The organism is Neisseria lactamica, assembly GCF_901482445.1.
GTDB classification, from domain to species: domain Bacteria; phylum Pseudomonadota; class Gammaproteobacteria; order Burkholderiales; family Neisseriaceae; genus Neisseria; species Neisseria lactamica.
The window spans coordinates 1,796,514-1,820,912 of record NZ_LR590477.1 but is presented as its reverse complement, the minus strand read 5'-3'; the positions used below and the strand labels follow the sequence as shown (position 1 = coordinate 1,820,912).

General features: G+C 56.1%; 23 protein-coding genes. 14 read left to right on the top strand and 9 right to left on the bottom strand.

The window, feature by feature from the left end; translation table 11 throughout:
• Nucleotides 1-37: 37 nt before the first annotated feature.
• Entirely contained in the window at nt 38-670 is a 633-nt protein-coding gene (locus FGL10_RS09860) for an LOG family protein (RefSeq protein WP_003708200.1), read from the bottom strand.
• Between the two features lie 280 nt (nt 671-950).
• Here FGL10_RS09860 and FGL10_RS09855 point away from each other — a divergent pair, with 280 nt between their 5' ends.
• Nucleotides 951-2,831: a ribonuclease catalytic domain-containing protein gene (locus FGL10_RS09855; RefSeq protein WP_003708198.1), complete on the top strand. Its 1,881-nt coding sequence runs from the start codon at nt 951-953 to the stop codon at nt 2,829-2,831.
• A gap of 520 nt (nt 2,832-3,351) precedes the next feature.
• On the opposite strand, the gene FGL10_RS09845 is transcribed toward FGL10_RS09855, so the two are convergent.
• From FGL10_RS09845 to FGL10_RS09830, 3 genes are all read right to left on the bottom strand, one after another.
• Entirely contained in the window at nt 3,352-3,789 is a 438-nt protein-coding gene (locus FGL10_RS09845; RefSeq protein WP_100206015.1) for a YadA C-terminal domain-containing protein, read from the bottom strand.
• A gap of 511 nt (nt 3,790-4,300) precedes the next feature.
• Nucleotides 4,301-5,284: a peptidylprolyl isomerase gene (locus tag FGL10_RS09835; RefSeq protein ID WP_004467662.1), complete on the bottom strand. Its 984-nt coding sequence runs from the start codon at nt 5,282-5,284 to the stop codon at nt 4,301-4,303.
• 96 nt (nt 5,285-5,380) lie between these two features.
• Nucleotides 5,381-7,786, bottom strand: coding sequence for an LPS-assembly protein LptD (locus FGL10_RS09830; RefSeq protein WP_003708188.1), 2,406 nt, complete (start codon nt 7,784-7,786; stop codon nt 5,381-5,383).
• 69 nt (nt 7,787-7,855) lie between these two features.
• On the opposite strand from FGL10_RS09830, the gene amgK reads away from it, so the two are divergent.
• Nucleotides 7,856-8,860, top strand: a complete 1,005-nt coding sequence (gene amgK, locus FGL10_RS09825; RefSeq protein WP_003708187.1) for an N-acetylmuramate/N-acetylglucosamine kinase AmgK — start codon at nt 7,856-7,858, stop codon at nt 8,858-8,860.
• Nucleotides 8,861-8,916: 56 nt separating this feature from the next.
• Here the strand turns inward: amgK and FGL10_RS09820 are convergent, their stop codons facing one another.
• Nucleotides 8,917-9,612: a thiol:disulfide interchange protein DsbA/DsbL gene (locus FGL10_RS09820; RefSeq protein ID WP_003708186.1), complete on the bottom strand. Its 696-nt coding sequence runs from the start codon at nt 9,610-9,612 to the stop codon at nt 8,917-8,919.
• A gap of 26 nt (nt 9,613-9,638) precedes the next feature.
• Between FGL10_RS09820 and FGL10_RS09815 the strand changes: the two genes are divergently transcribed.
• The 5 genes from FGL10_RS09815 (at nt 9,639) to recQ (ending at nt 15,626) form a co-directional block, all read left to right on the top strand.
• Nucleotides 9,639-9,830: a hypothetical protein gene (locus tag FGL10_RS09815; protein WP_002215672.1), complete on the top strand. Its 192-nt coding sequence runs from the start codon at nt 9,639-9,641 to the stop codon at nt 9,828-9,830.
• Entirely contained in the window at nt 9,830-11,368 is a 1,539-nt protein-coding gene (gene murJ / locus FGL10_RS09810) for a murein biosynthesis integral membrane protein MurJ (RefSeq protein WP_003708184.1), read from the top strand. The genes FGL10_RS09815 and murJ overlap by 1 nt, the downstream gene beginning before the upstream one ends.
• Nucleotides 11,369-11,470: 102 nt before the next feature.
• Nucleotides 11,471-12,427, top strand: coding sequence for a YheT family hydrolase (locus FGL10_RS09805; protein WP_003708182.1), 957 nt, complete (start codon nt 11,471-11,473; stop codon nt 12,425-12,427).
• A gap of 51 nt (nt 12,428-12,478) precedes the next feature.
• Nucleotides 12,479-13,261, top strand: a complete 783-nt coding sequence (gene trpC / locus FGL10_RS09800) for an indole-3-glycerol phosphate synthase TrpC (protein WP_003708179.1) — start codon at nt 12,479-12,481, stop codon at nt 13,259-13,261.
• Between the two features lie 61 nt (nt 13,262-13,322).
• On the top strand, nt 13,323-15,626 hold the full coding sequence (gene recQ / locus FGL10_RS09795; protein ID WP_003708177.1) for a DNA helicase RecQ: 2,304 nt from the start codon (nt 13,323-13,325) through the stop codon (nt 15,624-15,626).
• Nucleotides 15,627-15,662: 36 nt separating this feature from the next.
• On the opposite strand, the gene FGL10_RS09790 is transcribed toward recQ, so the two are convergent.
• The 4 genes from FGL10_RS09790 to bioH all read right to left on the bottom strand — a co-directional run bounded on the left by FGL10_RS09790 (nt 15,663) and on the right by bioH (nt 19,280).
• Entirely contained in the window at nt 15,663-17,159 is a 1,497-nt protein-coding gene (locus tag FGL10_RS09790; RefSeq protein ID WP_171007438.1) for a gliding motility protein, read from the bottom strand.
• 120 nt (nt 17,160-17,279) lie between these two features.
• Complete coding sequence (locus tag FGL10_RS09785) at nt 17,280-17,705, bottom strand: hypothetical protein (protein ID WP_003708174.1); 426 nt, start codon at nt 17,703-17,705, stop codon at nt 17,280-17,282.
• The gene (locus FGL10_RS09780; protein ID WP_003708172.1) at nt 17,702-18,535 is read right to left on the bottom strand and encodes a class I SAM-dependent methyltransferase; all 834 of its coding nucleotides are present in this window, start codon (nt 18,533-18,535) and stop codon (nt 17,702-17,704) included. Before FGL10_RS09780 ends, FGL10_RS09785 begins: the two co-directional genes overlap by 4 nt.
• Nucleotide 18,536: 1 nt before the next feature.
• Nucleotides 18,537-19,280: a pimeloyl-ACP methyl ester esterase BioH gene (gene bioH / locus FGL10_RS09775; protein ID WP_036469427.1), complete on the bottom strand. Its 744-nt coding sequence runs from the start codon at nt 19,278-19,280 to the stop codon at nt 18,537-18,539.
• Between bioH and FGL10_RS09770 the strand changes: the two genes are divergently transcribed.
• The 7 genes from FGL10_RS09770 (at nt 19,279) to FGL10_RS09740 (ending at nt 24,399) form a co-directional block, all read left to right on the top strand.
• Complete coding sequence (locus tag FGL10_RS09770) at nt 19,279-20,004, top strand: ComFC family protein (protein WP_036469424.1); 726 nt, start codon at nt 19,279-19,281, stop codon at nt 20,002-20,004. The genes bioH and FGL10_RS09770 overlap by 2 nt on opposite strands.
• A 64-nt stretch (nt 20,005-20,068) precedes the next feature.
• Nucleotides 20,069-20,533, top strand: a complete 465-nt coding sequence (gene trmL, locus FGL10_RS09765; protein ID WP_002218664.1) for a tRNA (uridine(34)/cytosine(34)/5-carboxymethylaminomethyluridine(34)-2'-O)-methyltransferase TrmL — start codon at nt 20,069-20,071, stop codon at nt 20,531-20,533.
• Nucleotides 20,534-20,608: 75 nt separating this feature from the next.
• The gene (locus FGL10_RS09760) at nt 20,609-21,325 is read left to right on the top strand and encodes a septal ring lytic transglycosylase RlpA family protein (protein ID WP_003708165.1); all 717 of its coding nucleotides are present in this window, start codon (nt 20,609-20,611) and stop codon (nt 21,323-21,325) included.
• A gap of 61 nt (nt 21,326-21,386) precedes the next feature.
• Nucleotides 21,387-21,713 carry a PepSY domain-containing protein gene (locus FGL10_RS09755; RefSeq protein ID WP_003708163.1) on the top strand — a complete coding sequence of 109 codons (327 nt, stop codon included), beginning with the start codon at nt 21,387-21,389 and terminating at the stop codon, nt 21,711-21,713.
• Between the two features lie 82 nt (nt 21,714-21,795).
• Nucleotides 21,796-22,380, top strand: a complete 585-nt coding sequence (gene ruvA, locus FGL10_RS09750) for a Holliday junction branch migration protein RuvA (RefSeq protein ID WP_003708160.1) — start codon at nt 21,796-21,798, stop codon at nt 22,378-22,380.
• Nucleotides 22,380-22,517 (top strand): hypothetical protein, encoded by a 138-nt coding sequence (locus tag FGL10_RS09745; RefSeq protein WP_003708159.1) that lies wholly within the window; start codon nt 22,380-22,382, stop codon nt 22,515-22,517. The genes ruvA and FGL10_RS09745 overlap by 1 nt, the downstream gene beginning before the upstream one ends.
• Nucleotides 22,518-22,542: 25 nt before the next feature.
• The gene (locus tag FGL10_RS09740; protein WP_003708157.1) at nt 22,543-24,399 is read left to right on the top strand and encodes an ABC transporter ATP-binding protein; all 1,857 of its coding nucleotides are present in this window, start codon (nt 22,543-22,545) and stop codon (nt 24,397-24,399) included.

The window sequence follows — 24,399 nt, the reverse complement described above, 5'->3', positions numbered from 1 at the left end:
GTTAAATTGTTTGCAATTATACATCACTCTCAGGACGCTATGCCGTCTGAAGCCCGTGTTCCGACAGATACGCAACGATTTCGTCTTCGTCGTCCGATATGGCGAACAAAGAGGCCGCGCCTTCAGAAATCAGACCGCGCGCCAAAAGCTGCGCGTTTATCCACTCCGCCAAACCCGACCAGAACGCCTTTCCGACCAAAACGACCGGACGCGGCGGCACTTTGCCCGTCTGCACCAAGGTCAGGATTTCAAACAATTCGTCCAGCGTCCCGAAGCCGCCCGGCATCACGACATATGCTTGGGAATAGCGGAAAAACACCGCCTTGCGTTCGGCAAAACGGGAAAACCGCAAGGCGATGTCCTGATACGGATTCGGTTTCTGCTCGTGCGGCAAAACGATGTTCAGCCCCACCGAAACCGACTTCCCGGCAAACGCGCCCTTGTTTGCCGCCTCCATAATCCCCGGCCCGCCGCCCGAAATAACGGCAATACCCGAATCCGACAGCCGCCTCGCCAGACGGCAGGCAAACGTATAATCCGCATGATTCTGCGGCGTGCGCGCGCTGCCGAAGATACTGACTGCCGGAAACACGCCCGCCAATACTTCGTCTGCCTGCCGGCGTTCGGCATCGTAACGCGCCTGCTCCGGCACACGGTTTACATTCTCCATTCCGTCCTCCGTTTAAAAACGGCGATTGTACCCCGTCAAAAACGCAACGCAAGCACCGCAAAGCCGCGCCAAACCTTTTTTCAGACGGCATTTTCGGTAATCTGCTAAAATCGCCCGCTTGAGTTTCCACAGAAAAATCCGAAAAATGTTTCAACACACAGGACGGCACATAAAGCACCGCCCTATGTGTTGCCCTGATTTGGAAGGGGTTGCGCCCCTCCCAAATAAATTCTGATTCTACCGCCCTAAAGGTTGGGGTTTCAACCGAAAAGGAAACACGATGAATATCTTTTACGAAGAGTCCGGTCAATTCAAAGTCGCCGCCGTCGTCCAAAAAAACGATGCCACCTACCAAGTCGATACCCAACACGGCAAACGCACCAAAGTGAAGGCAAACAATGTCTTTGCCGAGTTTGACGGCGATATGGCGGCATTTTTGGAGAACGCGCAGGCACAAGCGGCAGACATTGACACCGATTTATTGTGGGAAGTATGCGGCGAAGAGGAATTTACCGCCGAAGCCATCGCCGAAGAATATTACGGACACGCGCCGACCAAAACCGAGCTGGCGGCAACTTTGATTGCACTTTACGCCGCGCCGGTGTATTTCTACAAAAAAGCCAAAGGCGTGTTCAAAGCCGCGCCCGAAGAAACCTTAAAACAAGCGCTTGCCGCCATCGAACGCAAAAAACAACAAGACGCGCAAATCGACGCTTGGGCGGAAGCCTTGAAACGCGGCGAGATGCCGTCTGAAATCGCGGCGGATTTGAAAACCATCTTACACGCGCCCGACAAGCAATCATTGACCTACAAAGCCTTTACCAAAGCCGCCGACGCATTGAAAACCTCCGCCTACGAATTGGCGAAAAAAACGGGCGGCATTACGTCCATTCCCCAATACCTGCAAGACGGGTTTGAAATCAAATACTTCCCCAAAGGAACAGGCTTTCCCGACCTTCCCCTTCCCGAAATGCCCGACCTGCCCAAAGCCGATGTTACCGCCTTTTCCATTGACGACGAATCGACCACCGAAGTGGACGATGCCTTGAGCCTGACCGACTTGGGCAACGGCACGAAGCGCGTCGGTATCCACATCGCCGCGCCGTCGCTTGCCGTTAAACCGGGCGACAAAATGGAACAAATCATTATGCAGCGGTTGAGTACGGTTTATTTTCCCAACGGCAAAATCACTATGCTGCCCGAAAACTGGATAGCCGCGTTCAGCCTTGATGCAGGCGCACACCGCCCTGCCGTCAGCATTTATTTTGATATGGACAACGAGTTCAACGTCGGCACGCCGACCTGCAAAATCGAAGCCGTCAACATCGCCGCAAACCTGCGTATCCAAGCCATCGAGCCGCATTTCAACGCCGAAACCGGCTTGGACGAAGCCGGCGAAATGATGTTCGCCCACCATCAAGACCTGATTTGGTTCTATCAATTCGCCACCGCCCTGCAAAAAGCGCGCGGCAAATACGAACCCGACCGCGTGCCGCAATACGATTACAGCATCGAATTGGATGAGGAAGGCAAGGTATCCGTCGTCCGCCGCGAACGCGGTTCGCCCATCGATACACTGGTCAGCGAGATGATGATTTTGGCCAACAGCACTTGGGCGCAGATGCTCCACGACAACGACCTGCCCGGCCTTTTCCGCGTCCAACCGGCAGGCAAAGTGCGTATGAGCACCAAATCCGAGCCGCACATCGGTATGGGCGTGCAGCATTACGGCTGGTTTACCTCGCCGCTGCGCCGCGCCGCCGACTACATCAACCAAAAACAACTCCTCAGCCTGATCGACGACTCCGCCGAGCCGCTGTATCAGAACAGCGATGCCGAGCTTTTTGCCGCACTGCGCGACTTTGATGCCGCCTATACCGCCTACGCCGATTTCCAACGGCAGATGGAAGCCTACTGGAGCCTGGTTTACCTGCAACAGCAAAGCATCAGCGAACTGACCGCGACGATTCTGAAAGAAGACCTCGTCCGCATCGAAGGCCTGCCGCTGGTCACGCGCGCGACCGGTATTCCGTTTGACGCGCTGCCCAAATCGCAGGCATTGTTCAAAATCACCGAATTGGATGCCGAGAAGCAGTTTGTCGCGCTCAACTACATCAAGGCAGCCGCACCTGCGGGCAAAACGGCAGGCAATGCCGTCTGAAGCCGTGTGCGGCAAATTCCCACAACCCAAAATCCCGTCATTCCCACAGTCGGGAATCCGGTTTTTTGGGTTTCCGTTGTTTTTGCGCTTCAGTAAACTTCCAAACCGCCATTTCCGACAAATACCCGCAACCTAAAATCCCGTCATTCCCGCGAAAGCGGGAATCCAGACCTTTAAACTCCAGCCATTCCCGATAAATTCCTGTTACTTTTCGTTGCTAGATTCCCGCTTTCGCGGGAATGACGATGGAAAGATTGTTGTTGTGTCAGATAACGCTGTGATTTTGAATAACCGGACTCCCGCCTGCGCGGAAATAACGGCGGAGAGATGATTGTGATTTCGGATAACGCCGTGATTTTGAAATTTTGAAATGACAAGATAGGTATTTTCCATTTCCGTCATATCTGCCGATTTCGTGCGTCAAAATGCCGTCTGAAGCCTGTTTCAGGTTTCAGACGGCATTGCCTGCACGCTTACCGTTTAATAAGCGTATGTTTTACCGCTAAATATTTAGAGGCACTTACCATTCTAAATTGACACCGGCGTGATAAGCCGCACCGCCGCCGGGTGCAAAGGCAAATCCTGCTTTTGTTGCAAATTTTTCGTTGTAACGGTAACCGACACCGACGGCAAATGCGGATTGCGACTGATAGCCGCCTACAGCGGCGGTAACGTTTGCCTTGCCAACAGAGTAGGGTTGGAATAAACCGCTTAACGCGGCTTGTGCCGCCAAACCGCGTTTCAGTTTTTTGTTTTCAGCATCTGCCGTTTTTCCGTCATTTGTTGCAACAACCGAAGTCCCATTAGAATTTGTTGCAACAACCGCAGTCTCATCAGAATTCGTCGCTGCAAGCGAGTAATTAGAAATTACCCCCCCCCCGCGATTACCAGCAGGGAAAGTACTGATGGTGCCAATAATTTTTTCATCATTAAAATTCCTATGTTTAATATAATACAAAGCGTGAAATTACGATTAATCCGCCATTTTCCAACTTATGCGGAAAATATGCTTCCCAACCGTAAGCCTGCATTGTAAAACAATAACATTCAATTACTGAATAATTTTCGCAGATTCAAGGAAAAAATCCTGATTCCTTACTTCTGCCTTCTTTGTTTCATCATTCCCCGGCAGGCGCGGATTTGGTTTTTGCGTTTCAATTGCTTTTAGGTTTCAGGCAACTTTTAAATCGTCATTCCTGATAAATACCCGCAATCTAAAATCCCGTCATTCCCGCGCAGATGGGAATCTAGGTTTGTCCGCACGAAAACCGATATGCCGTCATTCCCGCGAAAGCGGGAATCCAGACCTTTAAACTCCAGCCATTCCCGATAAATTCCTGTTACTTTTCGTTGCTAGATTCCCGCCTGCGCGGGAATGACGAATGACGGTGTAAAAGTAACTCGAAATTCAAAAAAGCCATACCGCCCGGATTTTTGCCGATCGGTATGGCTTTTTGATTCAAACCGTTTCAACGGATGTCGATGTACGCGCCGGAATGCAGGTCGCGCAACAGTTCGGCGGTTGCCTGTTCGGCTTTCTGTTGGAAAATATATTGCCGCACGGAGTTGCGGATACGTTCTTCCGGCGTGCCGGCATCGCGCACTTCGTTCAATTTGATGATGTGCCAGCCGAATTGGGTGCGGACGGGCGCGCTGACCTGGCCGGGTTTGAGCGCGTGGACGGCCGCCTCAAACGGCGCAACCATCACGCCGTCTGAAAACCAGCCCAAGTCGCCGCCGTTGCCCGCGCCCGCGTCTTGCGAATATTGGCGCGCCAAGCCGGAAAAATCCGTGCCGTTGCGCGCTTGATCGTAAATTTTACGAATCGTGCTTTCTGCGCCGACAGCGGCGTTTTCGCCGTCTGCCTTAATCAGGATGTGTTGGGCGCGGTATTGGCGCAGCGGCTCGCCTTCGGGCAGGGTAATGCCCTGTTTCTGCGCCTGTTCGATAAAGCGGTCAACCTCTGCCTCGCTTACCCGGCTGTTCTGCATCACTGCCTGCTGGCGGACTTTTTCGGCAATAATGCTGTCGGCAAGTTCGCGGCGTTGTTCGGCAGACAGGTGCTTAAGCTGCGGATTCTGCGCGGCGGCGGCATCGATTTCCGCTTCGCTTGCCTGAATGTTGCGGCGTTTGCCCGCCTGTACGATCAGGGATTGGTTAACCAGCTGCATCAGGACTTGCCCGGTCAATTCCTCATCACCGATTTGCACGTCTTTGGGCAGGTTTGCCTTGGCATCGGCAACGGCCTGCGCCAGCCTGCGGCGCGTGATGACTTCGTTGTCGGCAACGGCGGCGATGCCGTCTGAAAAGTGTATGCCGCCTTCCTGTCCGGCGGGGGAGGCTGCTTGGCGCGCCGGCTTGGCGGCAGGTGCGGGTTTTGCCTTGTGCGGGGCGGCATAGCCGAAGTTTGCCGCCAACAGTGCGGACGCAATGATCAGGGTTTTGATTTTCATCTGTTTTTCCTTATCGGTTAAACCCGCCCTGCGGTTCGGCGGGTTGTTTGTCGGGCGTGCCGGGGCGGTTTTGCGGAACCGGCAAAATATCATCAATCAGGGTTGCGCCCCGTGCCTGCGGGAGGAGCCCAGGTTCGGAATATAGCCGGGAACGGCGACATCCATCCTGTCTGCGGGATTTTTGCCGACATTGCTCAAATCTTTCAGGTGCAGGGTAAGGAAGACGGCGTTTTTGTAGGTATCCCTGCCGGTAACGTAACGCTGCGCGTACACGCCCGCGCCCCAGCAGCCGCAACTGCTCCGGTATTCCGCACCCGCCAGCACCTCTATCGGTTTTTTGGCTTCAAAACCGTAGTTGTAGCGGACGACGGCCGACAGGTTGCGCGTCAGCGGCCACTGTGCGGACAGGTCGAGCTGGCTGAGTTTGTCGTAAAAATAGGAGCCGTCCGCCTGCAGGTAGATTTTTTCGTTGCGCCCGTATTTGTAACGGGCGTTCAACACTTTTCCGGGGGCGGGGCGGTAGCCTGCGCCGACGGCGTAATGTTCGGCGCGTTTGTCGTTTTGGTTGTAGTGGATGCTGCTGTCGAGGGTGAAATGCCCGCCTATGCCGCCGGAGGCGAATGCCACCCAGTCGGAACGGCTGCGCGGATTTTTGCCGACGCTGCCGTCAAGCATCACCGCATCATCCTTGAAATAGAATTTCTGACCGATGCCGGCGCGGAAACGCTCTTCCCCCGTCGCGCCGTCCAAAATACGGCTCTGCACGGCGGCGGAAAGGCTGTTGGCGGCATTGATCCTGTCGTTGCCGTAATAGAGGTTTTCACGGAAGAGCTGCCCGTAACCGAAGCTGCTTTCCGACGAATCGAAATTGGGCAGGTCGTTTTGGGATTTGGCCGGGATATAGTTGTAGAACAGGCGCGGCTCGAGGGTTTGCACGACTTCGCCGCCGAACAGCCGCGTATTCCGCTCAAAAGTCGTGCCGCCGTCGATATTGACAACGGGCAAAACGCGCCCGACGCTGCGGGACGCTTTGCCGCCGAAACTGTCGAGGCTGTAATAAGTGGCGTGCAGCCCGAGTTTGGGGCGGACGTAGCCCCAACTGTTGCTGAAATCCCATTTGATACCGGGATACACGACCAGTCGGCTGCCGTCTTGGCGGCTGTCGTGGCTGAAGCGGGTAAATTGTGCGGACACGCCGATTTGCGCCCTGCCTGCGTTTTTATGCCAATCGGCAGAAAGGCGCGGCATCAGGGCATACGGTTTGTCTTTGTAGCCGCTTTGGTTCGCCAGCGTCTGGTATTTCTGAACCGAAAGGCCGGCATTCAGGCTGCCTCCCGCCGCCCTGCCGCCATAATCCAGCCATACGCGGCGGTTGAGGTTGACGTTGCCGGCGATTTCCCCGCTGCCGTAAAAGTCGCGGTAGTAGCCGCTGTCGGAGACTTGGTTGAAATCGACACCCGCCTGAAGCGTGTCGGAAATGTCGTGCCGGTGCTGCCATTTCGCCTGATAGCGGTTGTTCCTGCCGCTTTTCTTATCGTGCGGCAGCCAGGTCAGGTCGGCCTGTCCGGCATAATCCGGTCGCAGGTAGCGTACCTGCCCGTCAAAGACCGCGCCGCGTTCGCCGATCACGCCGGGCGCGAACGTGGCATCGAGATTGGGGGCAAGGTTGAAATAATAGGGGGCGGAAAGGGAAATGCCGTCCGAACCGGCGGATACGGACGGGACGAGCAGGCCGCTTTTGCGGTTGCCGTCAAGCGGGAAGTCCGCCCAAGGCGTATAGAAAAGGGGAACACCGCCGAACACGAAGGCGGCGTGTTTGGCAACGCCTATGCCTTTTTCCCGATCGGCTTCGACAGAGGCAGCCTTGACATACCAGCCGGCATCGCCGGCGGAACAGGTGTTGAATTGGGTTTCCGTCAGTTTGTAATGCCCTTCGCCCAACATTTCGGCGGTGCGGCTGACACTTTGCAGCCGCCGTCCGCCGTGTTCGGTTTCCATGCGGACGTTGTGCGCTTCGCCGGTCTGCTGCTCGAGATTGTAGGTCAGGGTTTCGCCCCGAATCAGCGTACCGTCCTGTTGGAGGGCGAAACGGTCGCCGGCGGTAACGGTGTCGCCCGACTGGTCGTAATCCGCCCAGTCGGCATTAAGGGTTGTCCGGTTGCGTTCGACGACGACGTTGCCTTCGGCACGCACCTGCACCTGCGACTGTCCTTCCATCCTGTCGGCAACAATGCGCGTATAGTCTTCGGGGATGGATGCTTCGCCGCTGCCTTGGACGGCAGATTCGGTTTTTTCGGGTTTGCCGCTTTCGTTACTGCAAAATAGGCAGGTCGAGCCGAGGGTCAAATCGGAAGTTTGTGCGGATTCGGACGCGCCCTGCGCGCCGCCTTCTGCGACACGCCCGTCCGCCTCTTCCGCCGCAACGGTATCGGCGGCGCAATGCGTGCCGAAACAGAGGCCCAGTGCCAGCACCAGTGGTTTGAGTGAAAATAAACGAGCCAAAATCGCCCCTCGAGTCGGTTTACCGGTTAGAATAGCGTTTATTGTAACCTGAAATGCCCGGATACTGTTATGCAACGGCAAACCGAACTGAAAGATTGGCTTCAGACCGTTTATCCCGAACGGGACTTCGATCTGTCCTTCGCGGCGGCGGATGCAGATTTCCGCCGCTATTTCCGTGCAACGTTTTCAGACGGCGGCAGCGTCGTCTGCATGGATGCGCCGCCCGACAAGATGAGTGTCGCACCTTATTTGAAGGTGCAGAAACTGTTTGACATGGTCAATGTGCCGCAGGTATTGCACGCGGACACGGATTTGGGGTTTGTGGTATTGAACGACTTGGGCAATACGACGTTTTTGACCGCGATGCTTCAGGAGCAGGGCGAAGCGGCGCACAAAGCCCTGCTTTTGGAGGCAATCGGCGAGCTGGTCGAATTGCAGAAGGCAAGCCGTGAAGGGGTTTTGCCCGAATATGACCGTGAAACGATGCTGCGCGAAATCAACCTGTTCCCGGAATGGTTTGTCGCAAAAGAATTGGGGCGCGAATTAACATTCAAACAACGCCAACTTTGGCAGCAGACCGTCGATACGCTGCTGCCGCCCCTGTTGGCGCAGCCCAAAGTCTATGTGCACCGCGACTTTATCGTCCGCAACCTGATGCTGACGCGCGGCAGGCCGGGCGTTTTAGACTTCCAAGACGCGCTTTACGGCCCGATTTCCTACGATTTGGTGTCGCTGTTGCGCGATGCCTTTATCGAATGGGAAGAAGAATTTGTCTTGGACTTGGTTATCCGCTACTGGGAAAAGGCGCGGGCTGCCGGCTTGCCCGTCCCCGAGGCATTTGACGAGTTTTACCGCCGGTTCGAATGGATGGGCGTGCAGCGGCACTTGAAGGTTGCAGGCATCTTCGCACGCCTGTACTACCGCGACGGCAAAGACAAATACCGTCCGGAAATCCCGCGTTTCTTAAACTATCTGCGCCGCGTATCGCGCCGTTATGCCGAACTCGCCCCGCTCTACGCGCTCTTGGTCGAACTGGTCGGCGATGAAGAACTGGAAACGGGCTTTACGTTTTAAACCCAATCAAAATGCCGTCTGAAAACCAAGTTTCAGACGGCATTTTTCAAACGGGCTTACTGCGCGGCTTTTTGTTCTTCGCGTACTTTGTCCGCCAAAAGGTCGATGGTGTTCATACCGGACTCCCAGTCGGCAAATTCGACTTTATATTTGCCGCCGACGATAACCGTGGGCGTACCGTCGATTTGGAAGGTTTCGGTCAGCTCCTGCATTTTGCCGGCACGCGCCTGGCTTTCGGGAGATTCGTAGGCGGCAAGGACTTTTTTGCCGTCAAAGGCGGTTTGTTCGCCCAGCCATTTTTTGAGGACTTCCGGCTCTTGCAGCTTAATTTTCTGATTAACCATCGCATCGAAAATATGGCTGTTCGCCACATCTTTGCTTTCGGCGGCAGCCATATCGACGGCGGCGGCGAGGCGTGCCAGCGGCAGCATTTCTTTCTGCCAGACGACGTGTTCGGTACGCAGGTACATATCGTCTTTAAAAGACTTGGCGTGTTTGCTCAAAACAGGTTCGAGGTGGGCGCAGTGCGGACAGAAGTAGCCGAAAAATTCGAGCACTTCAACCTTGCCTGTCTGCTGTTGGGGAATCGGGTTGGCAAGGACGGTGTAGTTTTGCCCTTCGACCAGCCCGGCGGGGGCGGCGGCGGAAGCGGCAGGCGCGCTGTCGGCGGGGACGCTGGTTTGGACTTTGCTGTCGCACGCGGCAAGGGCGAACAGGGCGGCAACGCCGAGGGCGAGGTGTCTGGATTTCATACGGCTCTCCGTGATGTTGGAAATGAATGTTGGAAATCAATCGGAATCCGGCTATTTTATTGCATTTCCGCGTGTTGATACAGTTTGCCGCCGGAAAAGGAAGCTTTCGTATCGGGAAACCGCTTCAGACGGCATCAAACCCGATGCCGTCTGAAGCGGTTTCTGTCGTACAATACGCGCCGTTGCCCCAAACGGGTACGACTGTTGAGGAACAATAATGAATATGCTTGGAGCTTTGGCAAAAGTCGGCAGCCTGACGATGGTGTCGCGCGTTTTGGGATTTGTGCGCGATACGGTCATTGCGCGCGCATTCGGCGCGGGTATGGCGACGGATGCGTTTTTTGTCGCGTTCAAACTGCCCAACCTGCTGCGCCGCGTGTTTGCGGAAGGGGCGTTTGCCCAAGCGTTCGTGCCGATTTTGGCGGAATACAAGGAAACGCGTTCGAAAGAGGCGGCGGAGGCTTTTATCCGCCATGTGGCGGGGATGCTGTCGTTTGTACTGGTCATCGTTACCGCGCTGGGCATACTTGCCGCGCCTTGGGTGATTTATGTTTCCGCACCCGGCTTTGCCCAAGATGCCGACAAATTTCAGCTTTCCATCGGTTTGCTGCGGATTACGTTCCCCTATATCTTATTGATTTCACTTTCCTCTTTTGTCGGCTCGGTACTCAATTCTTATCATAAGTTCGGCATTCCGGCGTTTACGCCCACGTTTCTGAACGTGTCGTTTATCGTATTCGCGCTGTTTTTCGTACCGTATTTCGATCCGCCCGTTACCGCACTGGCATGGGCGGTTTTTGCCGGCGGCATTTTGCAACTCGGCTTTCAGCTCCCTTGGTTGGCGAAACTGGGTTTTTTGAAACTGCCCAAACTGAATTTCAAAGATGCGGCGGTCAACCGCGTCATGAAACAGATGGCGCCTGCGATTTTGGGCGTGAGCGTGGCGCAGATTTCTTTGGTGATTAACACGATTTTCGCGTCTTATCTGCAATCGGGCAGCGTTTCATGGATGTATTACGCCGACCGCATGATGGAACTGCCCGGCGGCGTGCTGGGGGCGGCACTCGGTACGATTTTGCTGCCGACTTTGTCCAAACACGCGGCAAACCAAGATACGGAACAGTTTTCCGCCCTGCTCGACTGGGGTTTGCGCCTGTGCATGCTGCTGACGCTGCCGGCGGCGGTCGGAATGGCGGTGTTGTCGTTCCCGCTGGTGGCGACGCTGTTTATGTACCGCGAATTCACGCTGTTTGACGCGCAAATGACACAACACGCGCTGATTGCCTATTCTTTCGGTTTAATCGGTTTGATCATGATTAAAGTGTTGGCGCCCGGCTTTTATGCGCGGCAAAACATCAAAACGCCCGTCAAAATCGCCATCTTCACGCTTATCTGCACGCAGTTGATGAACCTCGCCTTTATCGGCCCGTTGAAACACGCCGGACTTTCGCTCGCCATCGGTTTGGGCGCGTGCATCAATGCCGGATTGTTGTTCTTCCTGTTACGCAGACACGGCATTTACCGCCCCGGCAAGGGTTGGGCGGCATTTTTGGCGAAAATGCTGCTCGCGCTCGCCGTGATGTGCGGCGGACTGTGGGCGGCGCAGGCTTGCCTGCCGTTTGAATGGGCACACGCCGGCGGAATGCGGAAAGCGGGGCAGCTCTGCATCCTGATTGTCATCGGCGGCGGACTGTATTTCGCCTCGCTGGCGGCTTTGGGCTTCCGTCCGCGCCATTTCAAACGGGTGGAAAGCTGACCGGAGCGCCGCCTTTTGCCGGCAAACGCTTTTTCCGCGCGTCCGTGCCGACCGGGCTGCCGCACCATCAATGCCGTCTGAAAACAGAAAAACCGATACCTTATGATTTTGACACCGCCGGACACACCGTTTTTCCTCCGCAACGGCAATGCCGATACGATTGCCGCCAAATTCCTGCAACGCCCCGCGCCCGTCTACCGCCGAGAGCTGCTTCCCGACAGCACGGGTAAAACCAAAGTCGCCTACGACTTTTCAGACGGCATTTCGCCCGATGCGCCGCTGGTCGTGCTGTTTCACGGTTTGGAAGGAAGCAGCCGCAGCCATTACGCGGTCGAACTGATGCTCGCGGTACGCGATCGGGGTTGGAACGGCGCAGTCGTCCATTTCCGCAGCTGCGGCGGCATTGCCAACACCGCTCCGGTGTTCTACCACTTGGGCGATACCGCCGAAATCGCCTTTACTTTGGACACGCTTGCCGCGCGTTACCGTGAAATATACGCCGTCGGCGTATCGCTGGGCGGCAACGCGCTGGCAAAATATTTGGGCGAACGGGGCGAAAACGCGCTGCCGCAAGCCGCTGCCGCCGTATCCGCCCCCGTCGATGCAGAGGCGGCAGGCAGACGCTTCGACAGCGGCATCACGCGGCTGCTCTACACGCGCTACTTCCTCCGCACACTGATACCCAAAGCACGTTCGCTCCAAGGTTTTCAGACGGCATTTGCCGCAGGGTGCAAAACACTGGGCGAGTTTGACGACCGCTTCACCGCACCGCTGCACGGCTTTGCCGACCGGCACGACTACTACCGCCGAACTTCCTGCAAACCGCTGCTCAAACACGTTGCCAAACCGCTGCTCCTGCTCAATGCCGCCAACGACCCCTTCCTGCCGCCCGAAGCCCTGCCCCGCGCAGACGAAGTGTCCGAAGCCGTTACCCTGTTCCAGCCGGCACACGGCGGACACGCCGGCTTTGTCGGCAGCACCGGCGGCAGGCTGCACCTGCAATGGCTGCCGCAGACCGTCCTGTCCTATTTCGACAGCTTCCGCACAAACAGGCGTTAACGGTTTGATGCTAATATTCCCCCCTTTCCCCGGACAAATACGGAACACGACATGACCGACATCCTCAATAAAATCCTTACCGCCAAGGCACAGGAAGTTGCCGCCCAAAAAGCCGCCGTCAACGCCGAACACATCCGAGCACTTGCCGCAGAAGCCGCGCCCGTCCGCAGCTTTATCGGTTCGATACGCGGCAAACACCGCCTCAACCTGCCCGCCGTCATAGCCGAAATCAAAAAGGCAAGCCCGAGCAAAGGGTTAATCCGTCCGGACTTCCGACCGGCCGAGATTGCACGCGCCTATGAAAACGCCGGAGCGGCGTGTTTGTCCGTACTGACCGACGAACCCTATTTCCAAGGTTCGCCCGAATACCTCAAACAGGCGCGCGAAGCCGTATCGCTGCCCGTGCTGCGCAAAGACTTCATTATCGACGAATATCAGGTTTATCAGGCGCGCGCATGGGGGGCGGATGCCGTCCTGCTGATTGCCGCCGCACTGGAACAGGAACAATTGGAACGCTTTGAAGCGGTGGCGCACGAATTGGGCATGACCGTCCTGCTCGAGCTGCACGATGAAAGCGAATTGGAAAAATGCCGCAACCTGACCACGCCGTTGTGGGGCGTAAACAACCGCAACCTGAGGACTTTTGAAGTCTCCCTCGACCAAACCCTGTCGCTGCTGCCCGCGCTGGAAGGCAAAACCGTCGTTACCGAAAGCGGCATTACGGGTAAGGCGGATGTGGAATTTATGCGGACGCGCGGCGTGCACACCTTCCTGATCGGCGAAACGTTCATGCGTGCCGGCGATATTGAGGCGGAAGTGGGCAAACTCTTCTAAATCCCGATTTCAGACGGCATATTGCCGCCGACCGATCAACATCCTTACCGAGCACGGAACAATGACGCACCGACCGACCGCCAAACAGATTTTGCACGAAGTATTCGGCTATCCCGAATTTCGCGGCAGGCAGGAGGCTGTCATCAATACTTTGGCAGACGGCGGCAGTTTGACGGTGCTGATGCCGACGGGCGGGGGCAAGTCTTTGTGTTACCAGATTCCCGCTCTGATGCGCGAAGGCGTGGCGGTTGTCGTATCGCCGCTGATTGCGCTGATGAACGACCAAGTGGCGAACCTGCACGCCGCCGGCATCGAAGCGGCGGCAGTCAACAGCGGCACATCGGCAGACGAGGCGCGCGAGATTGCCGACCGGCTTGCCCAAGGCCGTCTGAAGCTGCTTTATGTCGCGCCGGAACGCTTGGTTACCGACCGCTTTTTGCGTTTCCTCGACCAACAAACCGTCAGCCTGTTCGCCATTGACGAGGCGCATTGCGTCAGCCAGTGGGGACACGATTTCCGCCCCGAATACCAACAGCTCGGCATCCTTGCCGAACGCTATCCGAACGTCCCGCGCATCGCCCTGACCGCTACCGCCGATGCCGCCACGCGCGCCGACATCAAGCATTATCTGCACTTGGACGACGCGCCCGAATTTGTCTCCAGCTTCGACCGTCCGAACATCTATTATCAGGTTATCGAAAAAAACAACGGCAAAAAACAATTGCTGGATTTCATCCGCAAAGAAATGGCGGGGCAAAGCGGCATTGTGTATTGCCTAAGCCGCAAAAAGGTTGAAGATGTGGCGCGGTTTTTGCGTGAAAACGGATTAAACGCGATTCCGTATCACGCCGGTTTGGGTATGGACGTGCGCGAGGAAAACCAACGCCGCTTTACGCGTGAAGACAATATTATCGTGGTGGCGACCGTGGCGTTCGGTATGGGCATAGACAAACCCGACGTGCGCTTTGTCGCCCATCTCGATATGCCCCAGAGTGTCGAACATTTCTATCAGGAATCGGGGCGCGCCGGCCGGGACGGGCTGCCTGCCGCGAGCTGGCTGTGTTACGGCCTGAACGATTGGGTGTTGCTGCGCGAACGCATCGCCGAAGGCAACAGCGGCGAAGTGCAAAAGCAAATCGAAATGCAAAAACTCGATGCCATGCTTGCCGTCTGCGAAACCGCCGCCTGCCGCCGCGTGCTGCTGCTCAAACATTTCGGCGAAGCATCCGAACCCTGCGGCCATTGCGACAACTGCCTGCATCCGCCCGTACGGTTTGACGGCACGGTGTTGGTGCAAAAACTCCTAAGCTGCGTGTACCGCGCCGGACAACGTTTTGCCGCCGGTTACATCACCAACCTTTTGCGCGGCAAAAGCGACGATTGGATACGCGGCAACCGGCACGAACAACTGTCCACATTCGGCATCGGTACGGAGTTGTCCGACAAAGAATGGCGCAGCGTCATCCGCCAGTGCATCAGCCTCGGCTACCTCACCGTCAACATTACCCGATATCAGGCATTGCAACTGACCGAAGCCGCCAAAAAAGTCCTCAAAGGCGAAACCGAAGTGATGCTGCGTCCGCTCAAGCGCGACAAGCCCACCGTCCGCACCCTCAAAGACAACTGGCTGCGTACCGAACGCGAAGAACGCCTGTGGCAGGCATTGCGCGTCTGGCGTATGAAACAGGCTGAAGCCGAAGGCATCCCCGCCTATATGATTTTCGGCGACAAAACCCTGCGCGACCTTGTCGAAAAAATGCCGCAAGACCTCAACGGTCTGCGCGACATCTACGGCTTGGGCGAAGCCAAAACCGACCGTTTCGGACACGGCATCCTCGAAGTCTGCCGCAACGCCGCCGGCTTCAGCCGCGACGCGGTCATCCGTCCTCAAACCGAACGCGAACAGCAACTGCGCCAAAAACTCGAAGCCTGGCGGTATAAACGGGCAAGGGCGGAAAACTGCGCCCTGCATGCCGTCCTCTCCGACGAAAGCCTTGCCGATATGCTTGCCGCCACGCCCGAAACCGAAACCGACCTCGAAGGCGTGCACGGCTTGGGCAGCGTACGCGCCGCCAAATACGGACGGGACATCCTCGCCGTCTGCCGTCCGTTTTCAGACGGCATCGATGAAACCGCCAAACGCAAACGCCGCCTGATGCGCGCCCTGATCCAATGGTGCGGCGAAACGGCAAAACACGAACAGTCCGAACCCTACCGCATTCTCAGCAAAGCCGCCCTGCGCGCCATTGCCGCCAAACAGCCGGAAGGCTTGGCGGAGCTTGCCGCCGTATACGGCGTAGGCGAAGAAAAAGCCGCACGTTACGGTGCGGCGGTGTTGGCGGTGTTGGAACGGGATGCCGTCTGAAGCCCGTTACCAAGTTTCAGACGGCATTGCCCCTATTTAAAAATTCCTGTTTTTATCAAATATTTCAAACAGTTTTTCCTTGTCAGCACAAGACCCCTCCGGTATCAGGTCCAATATCGTTTCCAACGCCTCGGCAATATCTTCCCGTTCTACCGTGTCGATAAAGTGTTTTTTGTCCATTTTGTTGAAACCTCCGGTATAGGCTTTGACCGCCTCTGCCAGCCCCCCTCCTATGTTTTCAGGCGGATTGCCGAGCAGTTTGACCACGCCGGCACGGGTTTTCCGGTACAGCTCCGCCGCTTTTTTGGCTTGGCTTTTCGGGATATGCTCCGCGCCGTCCCAATCGCGGAAGGGGTTGTCGAAATTTTGCGCCAGCCATTCGGGTTTTCGGGCTTTTTCTATCCACAGGTCCAGCCCGTCTTCCTTCCGTTTCTTATAAAGTTTCTTCACTGCCTTCGCCGCCTCTTCGGGCAGGCTGCTCATCCACAGCCTGTGCAGCTTCGGCAGCCGGTCGGGATGCGGGATGTCGTCCGCGCCGAAACCGAACAAATCTACGGTAGTGAACACTTCCAAATCCTCAAATCCCGATACGGCGGAAAAATTGGCGATATTGCCCGGTTTGCCCCACAGCCGTATGGTTTTGAGCTTGGGATAAGTTTCCGACAGGTTTTGCATATCGAAATCGGCAATGCCCATAACGTTGACGGCGGTCAGGTTTTCCAAACCCTGCACTTTGGGAACGCTTTTGCCCACTTCCAAAATCAGACCCGCGCCCTTTTCGGCGGTATAGACCTTGCAGTTTTCCTTGATTTCGCCTTTCAGGTTCAGGCTGTCCAAGCCTTCGTTCAAATAAAGCGATTCCACGCCGGTCATATCGACAGAAAGGTCGGTTATGCGCGTATTGCTGAAATCCAGCACGGTCTGACCGTGGTTTTCCAGACACAATCGGGTGATAAACGGATATTCCTCCAGATATTCATATAGATTTTTATGCCATTTGGTCAGAAACAGCGAAGACAGGCAGGGAAACGCCTTCAGTTCCATCGCGTCTTCAAAATCGTCCCAAACATCGCTCAAATTCTGTTTGGATATACCGTATTCCCGTCCGGCAAACATCACGGTCTTTTTGCTTTTGGCGGCTTTTTTGAATGCCTTTCTCTGTTTTTCGGGTATCTGCTGCCATCTCAACTGACGGTACACGTCGTAGCCGTCGCCCCAAAAAGAGGCATACCGCTGCGTGTCTTCGCCGACCAGCGGCGCGGTATTCCCAACCCGTACATATCCCGTTGGCACGACGGCACTTGCCTTATACATGTGCAGACCGCGTTCCCAATACATAAAGTCTTTGTAAAGCGGTTTCAAATCCGCCAGCTCCTCCGCCCCAAGCGGTTTGTTGCCCTGCCAGTCCAAAGCCAGCAGGGTTGCATATGTTTTTTTGCCACCGTGTTCTTCAACCCGGGTAACCTGGCAGGCAGTGTACTGCTTCAGTCTGATGTTATAGACGCAATATACGTCTCCGGCATCGGCATACATCGGCATTTCCTTTATTTCTGTAGGTTTTCACAGACAGATACCGTCTGAAACCTGGAAACGGCTTCAGACGGCTTCAGACGGCATCTGCACATCATCTTATCTAGTACAGCCCCTAAATTTTTATTCATGGAGATTTTCATTTATTAAAAATTCGGGTAAGTTTTTAAACAAAAAAAATTCATCTCCCCAATTAATCATATTCAACACTGATTGGGAAAAAATTAGCCGAAACCCGATTTCATCATCATCAAGATATAGTTTTCTCATTTCCAATAGGTCTTCATCTTTAAGGAAACCAAAAAAATCAAAATCGGTTAAATCGAATATTTTAAGCTCTCCATAACTACCTAAAGATACGTTTTCAGCTTCCTTGTTGATTTCATAAGACAGATTCGGTTCGCTGCCATTACACTTAAATAAAACAGAGATCCCTTCCAAATCAAACTGTATTTCATCGGGACGTTGGACATCAATATCAAGATCCGTTTCGTCATATATGAAGAAAAGCCCCTTTACTGATAAAATCCTTCCATTTAACTCATTCATTTATTTACCCTTATCCCTTTTTTTACTGATGGATTAGTTAAGCCATTCTTCGGAAAGAACTGCACCACGTTCTCCCCTTGCGGCAGCATCAGTTTTTTCACGGCGTGTCCGTACACTGTTTCCAGCGTAATACTCAAACCGCCTTCCCGTTCAAATATTGTCCCGACACACGAACGCGCGGCGTTTTCATCGTTCCACGACATCGCCCGCCAAACGCCCAGCGTGTCCATATCCGCCCAAAACGTTTCCGCCTTTTTGTAATCCAACACCAGCTTCGCCGTATCGGTAACGGGGTCGTAAAACCCGTTTTCAGCAAGCATATCGCCCAAGTCGTGCATATCGGGGAAAAGCGCGCTGCGGCTTTCAATGCCATTTTCTTTCAGACGGCATTTCAGTTCCGCCAAGGTATCTCGCCCGAAGCAGGTGAAAAACAGCAGCCCGTCCGTCTCCAGCGCGCGCGCCCAGTTGTGCAGCACAGGAAGGATTTGTTCCGCCGCCAACAGTCCGAGATTCGACCACAACATATCGGCACACGCTTCGGGCAGCGGCGCGGTCGGGGATTGGCAGTGTTGCACCACGCCCTTACCCGTAAACCTTTGCCAAAAACCGCCCTTGCGCACGGCTGCGGCAGCCGCCAAAAAATCCGCACGGGAATCGTATTCTTCAAATACCGCCTGCGGATATCGTTTCGCCAGCAGGCTGCGGCTGATGTCCGCATCCGCACCGGCAAGCAGGATATGTTTGGGCGCGTTGCGGACGAGTGTCAGCCGTTGGTCGGTATGTTCGGCAAGATGGCGGTGAACCTGCCAGCGTGCGTCCTGATGGTTCATCTCAAACCCCTTCCACAAAGTCGCGGTACAGCGCGGCAAACGCTTCCGCGTGGCTTAAAAACGGCGCGTGTGCCGCCTTTTCCATCACAACCAGCCTGCTGCCCTTCAAACGGCGGTGCAGATACTCGCCCATACGCGGCGGCGTAATCGCGTCTTTGCCGCCGAACACCAGCAGTACCGGAACATCTATCTTGTCCAACAAATGCCGCGCATCCGCCCTTTCCGCCGCGTCCAAAGCTTCATGTAAGGCGGAGGGCGTGCCGCACCGTGCCAAATCGGGCAGGATTCTGCCGATGATTTCGGCGGCATCGGGCGCGTGCAGAAGCTGTAATTGTAGAAACTGTTTGATATGTTTGGCATAATCCGAACGGAACGCACCGACCATTTTGCCCAATGCAGGCGCGGCAAGCCCTTCGGGATAGTCTTCGGCGGCCGTCAGCCGGGCGAAACTCGCCGTCAGGCAGAGCGAACGGACTTTGTCAGGATGGCGCGCCGCCAGATACAGCGCGACCAATCCGCCGAGCGACCAGCCGAAAATGTCGGCCGGCGCGTCAATTTGGGCGGCAACAGCATCGGCGGCTGCCTCAATATCGAAGGGTTGCACGAAGGGCGCGTCGCCGTGTCCGGGCAAATCGACGGCGGACACCGGCCACGTTGCGGGCAGGCGCGGCATCAAATCGTCGAACACGTGGCGGTTCGCCCCCCAACCGTGTATCAGGTAAACTTTTTTGACGGCATCAGGCATGGATTTTCTCTCTTGTTGGCGGCGCATTGCAGACGCGCCCACTATCAGGCGTTGCGTATTATGCCACGGTTCGTCCGGCGTTTCAGACGGCATCTGCGGCGGCTGCCGCGACGATTTGGCGGCATACCGCACCGACGCGGCAAACAGCTGCCCCCTGTGTTTCAGACACATCCAAGGCGGATCGGTATGCGGCGCGTGCCAGAAAAAACCGCCCGCATTCGACCGGATGTGGGCTTCGCTGTATTACGAACTGCCCGTCAGCAATATGATACGCGCGCTGAAACACTTGGCAGATTTGAGTATGGCGCGCCCGTTGGCAGACCTGATGATGCAGAATCCGCCCGACAGGCTTGCAGACGAATGTTTCGATTTCGTCCTGCCCGTACCGCTGGGCAAAGAACGGCTGCTGCAACGCGGCTTCAACCAAAGCGAAAGCATCGTTGGGCTGCTGGCGCAGCATTACGGTTGGCGCACGCTGCCCCGACACACCGTTTTCCGCCGCCACCGGCCGCCGCAAAGCACGCTCAAAGGCAGCGAACGGCGGCGAAACATCAAAAACGCCTTTGAAATCCGCGAACCGCTGCCGAAAGGCTGTAATATTTTGTTAATCGACGATGTCTTTACCACCGGCGCGACACTGAACGAACTGGCGAAGATGCTGAAAAAATCGGGCGCGCGCCGCGTCTGCTGCTGGACGCTGGCACGCACGCCAATGAAAAAATAACTAAATTTTTTGACACCTATGCCGCCTTGTGGCAAGGTTACGCGCCTATAAGTGATTGATATTTATGTTTACCATTGTTTTATACCAACCGGAAATCCCCCCGAATACAGGCAACATCATCCGCCTGTGCGCCAATACCGGTGCGGATTTGCACCTTGTCAAACCGCTCGGTTTCCCATTGGATTCCGCCAAAATGAAACGCGCCGGACTCGACTACCACGAGTTCGCCAGCCTGACGGTGCACGAAAACTTCGACGACTGCCTCAAGGCGCTGGCAGGCAGGCGCATTTTCGCCCTGACCACCAAAGGCACGGCGCGTCCCGATGAAACGGCGTTTCAAAAAGGCGACGTTTTACTGTTCGGGCCGGAAACGCGCGGGCTGCCCGCCGACATCCTCGACAGCCTGCCCGCCGCGCAAAAAATCCGCCTGCCTATGCAGCCCGGCAGCCGGAGTATGAACCTGTCCAACACCGTCGCCGTGATTCTCTTTGAAGCGTGGCGGCAACACGGTTACGCGGGCGGCGTTTGAACGCAAGTTCATGCCGTCTGAAAACCCGTCCGGACACGATGCCCATTCATCTTTAACTCAAGAACGGAACACGTTTTGACTTTAACCCGAAAAACCCTTTTCCTCCTCACCGCCGCATTCGGCACACATTCCCTTCAGACGGCATCCGCCGACGCAGTGGTCAAGGCAGAAAAACTGCACGCCTCCGCCAACCGCAGCTACAAAGTCGCCGGAAAACGCTACACGCCGATAAACCAAGTTGCCGAATTCACGCAAACCGGCAACGCCTCGTGGTACGGCGGCAGGTTTCACGGGCGCAAAACTTCCGGCGGAGAACGATACGATATGAACGCCTTTACCGCCGCCCACAAAACCCTGCCCATCCCCAGCTATGTGCGCGTAACCAATACCAAAAACGGCAAAAGCGTCATCGTCCGCGTCAACGACCGCGGCCCCTTCCATAGCAACCGCATCATCGACGTATCCAAAGCCGCCGCGCAAAAATTGGGCTTTGTCAGCCAAGGGACGGCGCACGTCAAAATCGAACAAATCGTCCCGGGCCAATCCGCACCGTCCGCCGGCAAAGACATCTTTATCGACTTAAAATCCTTCGGTACGGAACACGAAGCACAAACCTATCTGAACCAGGCCGCCCAAAACTTCGCCGCTTCGACATCAAGCCCGAACCTCGCCATTGAAAAACGCCGTTACGAATACGTCGTCAAAATGGGCCCGTTTGCCTCGCAGGAACGCGCCGCCGAAGCCGAAGCTCAGGCGCGCGGTATGGTTCGGGCGGTACTGACCGCCGGCTGACGGTCATTTGATGCCTTATTAATATCCGCATTTTCCAACCCCCGATTTACAAAGGCAAAATATGAACATCAAACACCTTCTCTTGACCGCCGCCGCAACCGCACTGATGGGCATTTCCGCCCCCGCACTCGCCCACCACGACGGACACGGCGATGACGACCACGGACACGCCGCACACCAACACGACAAACAAGACAAAATCATCAGCCGCGCCCAAGCCGAAAAAGCGGCGTTGGCGCGTATCGGCGGCAAAATCACCGACATCGATCTCGAACACGACAACGGCCGTCCGCATTACGATATCGAAATCGTCAAAAACGGACAGGAATACAAAGTCGTTGTCGATGCCCGCACCGGCCGCGTGATTTCCTCCCGCCGCGACGACTGAATTTGATACAATCCGTGCCGTCTGAAGCCCGAACCGGTTTCAGACGGCATTTTGCACCCGACACTTCAGGATTCGGCACATTATGATCAGCAGGCTGACCGGCAAACTGGTTGAAAAAAACCCTCCGCAAATCGTCATCGATGTCAACGGTGTCGGCTACGAAGCCGACGTATCGATGCAGACCTTCTGCAACCTGCCGCCCGTGGGCGAAAGCGTACAACTGTTTACCCAACTTATCATTCGGGAAGACGCACATCTTTTATTTGGTTTTGCCACTGCGGAAGAACGCAAGACCTTCCGCCAACTGATCAAGGTCGGCGGCATCGGCGCGAAAACGGCTTTGGGCATTTTGTCGGCGATGACGGCAGACGAGCTGGCGCGGGCGGTGGCGGAAGAAGACGTGAAACGCCTGTCTTCCGCTCCAGGAATCGGCAAAAAAACCGCCGAACGTATGGTTTTGGAACTGCGCGGCAAGCTGGTCGCGCATACGGTAACGGACGGGCTGTTTGCCGCCGCACCCGCCGCCGACGAAACGGAAGACATCGTCAGCACGCTGCTTGCGCTGGGTTACAGCGAACGCGAAGCAAAAGCGGCGGTCAAAGGCGTTCCGAAGGGGGCGGACGTGGGCGAAGGCGTGCGCCTTGCCCTGAAAAACCTGCTGAAATAATGCCGTCTGAAGGCGGCGCGGCGTTTTCCCTGCCGAAACCCTGCGTTTCCGCCCCGTGCTGTCTTCCCGACGGCTTTTCCCGTAAAATGGCGTTATTGTCCTTCCTTTCAGACGGCATTGTGTTTGATGCCGTCTGAAACTGTTTTACCGAAATCGAAAACAATGTTGAACAAAATCTTTTCCTGGTTCGAATCCCGAATCGACCCTTATCCGGAAGCTGCCCCGAAAACGCCCGAAAAAGGCTTGCGGCGGTTTGTCTGGAGCAGTATGGCCGGGGTGCGGAAATGGATCGCCGCCCTGGCGGTGCTGACCGCCGGCATCGGCATTATGGAAGCCCTGGTTTTTCAATTTATGGGCAAAATCGTGGAATGGCTCGGCAAATACGCGCCCGCCGAACTGTTTGCCGAAAAAGGTTGGGAACTGGCGGCCATGGCGGCGATGATGGTGTTTTCGGTCGTGTGGGCGTTTGCCGCGTCCAACGTGCGCCTGCAAACCCTTCAGGGCGTGTTCCCTATGCGCCTGCGCTGGAATTTCCACCGCCTGATGCTGAACCAGAGCCTCGGTTTTTATCAGGACGAATTTGCCGGCCGCGTGTCCGCCAAAGTCATGCAGACCGCGCTGGCGTTGCGCGACGCGGTGATGACGGTTGCCGATATGGTCGTTTATGTGTCGGTGTATTTCATCACCTCCGGCGTGATTCTCGCCTCGCTCGACTCATGGCTGCTGCTGCCCTTTATCGGCTGGATTGTCGGTTTTGCTTCGGTAATGCGCCTGCTGATTCCCAAGCTCGGCAAAACCGCCGCGCGGCAGGCGGATGCCCGCTCGCTGATGACCGGCCGCATTACCGATGCCTATTCCAATATCGCCACCGTCAAACTCTTCTCCCACGGCGCGCGCGAAGCCGCCTATGCCAAGCAGTCAATGGAAGAATTTATGGTTACGGTGCGCGCCCAAATGCGGCTGGCGACGCTGCTGCATTCGTGCAGCTTCATCGTCAACACTTCGCTGACCCTCTCCACCGCCGCACTGGGCATCTGGCTCTGGCACAACGGACAGGTCGGCGTGGGCGCGGTCGCCACCGCCACCGCGATGGCGTTGCGCGTCAACGGTTTGTCGCAATACATTATGTGGGAATCCGCCCGATTGTTTGAAAACATCGGTACCGTCAACGACGGTATGGCAACCCTGTCCAAACCGCACACCATCCTCGACAAGCCTCGGGCATTGCCGCTAAAAGTGCCGCAAGGCGCAATCAAATTCGAACACGTCGATTTCTCCTACGAAGCCGGCAAACCGCTGCTCAACGGCTTTAACCTGAATATCAAACCCGGCGAAAAAGTCGGCTTGATCGGACGCAGCGGCGCGGGCAAATCCACCATCGTCAACCTGCTTTTGCGCTTCTACGAACCGCAAAGCGGCACGGTTTCGATCGACGGGCAGGACATAAGCGGCGTGACCCAAGAATCTTTACGCGCCCAAATCGGCCTGGTTACGCAAGATACTTCTCTGCTGCACCGTTCCGTGCGCGACAACATCATCTACGGCCGCCCCGACGCGACCGATGCCGAAATGATTTCCGCCGCCGAACGCGCCGAAGCCGCCGGCTTCATCCCCGAACTTTCCGATGCCAAAGGGCGGCGCGGCTATGACGCGCACGTCGGCGAACGCGGCGTGAAACTCTCCGGCGGGCAACGCCAGCGCATCGCCATCGCCCGCGTGATGCTCAAAGACGCACCCATCCTGCTGCTTGACGAAGCCACCAGCGCGCTCGATTCCGAAGTCGAAGCCGCCATCCAAGAAAGCCTTGACAAAATGATGGACGGCAAAACCGTCATCGCCATCGCCCACCGCCTCTCCACCATCGCCGCGATGGACAGGCTCGTCGTCCTCGACAAAGGCCGCATCATCGAAGAAGGCACACACGCCGAACTCCTCGAAAAACGCGGGCTTTACGCCAAACTCTGGGCGCACCAGAGCGGCGGTTTCCTCAGCGAACACGTCGAGTGGCAGCACGACTGA

Coding starts and splice junctions, on each gene's coding strand:
- FGL10_RS09755 (WP_003708163.1), top strand. CDS start 21,387: ATGAACATCAAACACCTTCTCTTGACCGCCGCCGCAACCGCACTGATG.
- FGL10_RS09860 (WP_003708200.1), bottom strand. CDS start 670: ATGGAGAATGTAAACCGTGTGCCGGAGCAGGCGCGTTACGATGCCGAA.
- FGL10_RS09770 (WP_036469424.1), top strand. CDS start 19,279: ATGGATTTTCTCTCTTGTTGGCGGCGCATTGCAGACGCGCCCACTATC.
- FGL10_RS09780 (WP_003708172.1), bottom strand. CDS start 18,535: ATGAACCATCAGGACGCACGCTGGCAGGTTCACCGCCATCTTGCCGAA.
- trpC (WP_003708179.1), top strand. CDS start 12,479: ATGACCGACATCCTCAATAAAATCCTTACCGCCAAGGCACAGGAAGTT.
- FGL10_RS09805 (WP_003708182.1), top strand. CDS start 11,471: ATGATTTTGACACCGCCGGACACACCGTTTTTCCTCCGCAACGGCAAT.
- bioH (WP_036469427.1), bottom strand. CDS start 19,280: ATGCCTGATGCCGTCAAAAAAGTTTACCTGATACACGGTTGGGGGGCG.
- ruvA (WP_003708160.1), top strand. CDS start 21,796: ATGATCAGCAGGCTGACCGGCAAACTGGTTGAAAAAAACCCTCCGCAA.
- recQ (WP_003708177.1), top strand. CDS start 13,323: ATGACGCACCGACCGACCGCCAAACAGATTTTGCACGAAGTATTCGGC.
- FGL10_RS09820 (WP_003708186.1), bottom strand. CDS start 9,612: ATGAAATCCAGACACCTCGCCCTCGGCGTTGCCGCCCTGTTCGCCCTT.
- FGL10_RS09815 (WP_002215672.1), top strand. CDS start 9,639: ATGTTGGAAATCAATCGGAATCCGGCTATTTTATTGCATTTCCGCGTG.
- FGL10_RS09835 (WP_004467662.1), bottom strand. CDS start 5,284: ATGAAAATCAAAACCCTGATCATTGCGTCCGCACTGTTGGCGGCAAAC.
- FGL10_RS09855 (WP_003708198.1), top strand. CDS start 951: ATGAATATCTTTTACGAAGAGTCCGGTCAATTCAAAGTCGCCGCCGTC.
- murJ (WP_003708184.1), top strand. CDS start 9,830: ATGAATATGCTTGGAGCTTTGGCAAAAGTCGGCAGCCTGACGATGGTG.
- amgK (WP_003708187.1), top strand. CDS start 7,856: ATGCAACGGCAAACCGAACTGAAAGATTGGCTTCAGACCGTTTATCCC.
- FGL10_RS09790 (WP_171007438.1), bottom strand. CDS start 17,159: ATGTATGCCGATGCCGGAGACGTATATTGCGTCTATAACATCAGACTG.
- FGL10_RS09740 (WP_003708157.1), top strand. CDS start 22,543: ATGTTGAACAAAATCTTTTCCTGGTTCGAATCCCGAATCGACCCTTAT.
- trmL (WP_002218664.1), top strand. CDS start 20,069: ATGTTTACCATTGTTTTATACCAACCGGAAATCCCCCCGAATACAGGC.
- FGL10_RS09785 (WP_003708174.1), bottom strand. CDS start 17,705: ATGAATGAGTTAAATGGAAGGATTTTATCAGTAAAGGGGCTTTTCTTC.
- FGL10_RS09745 (WP_003708159.1), top strand. CDS start 22,380: ATGCCGTCTGAAGGCGGCGCGGCGTTTTCCCTGCCGAAACCCTGCGTT.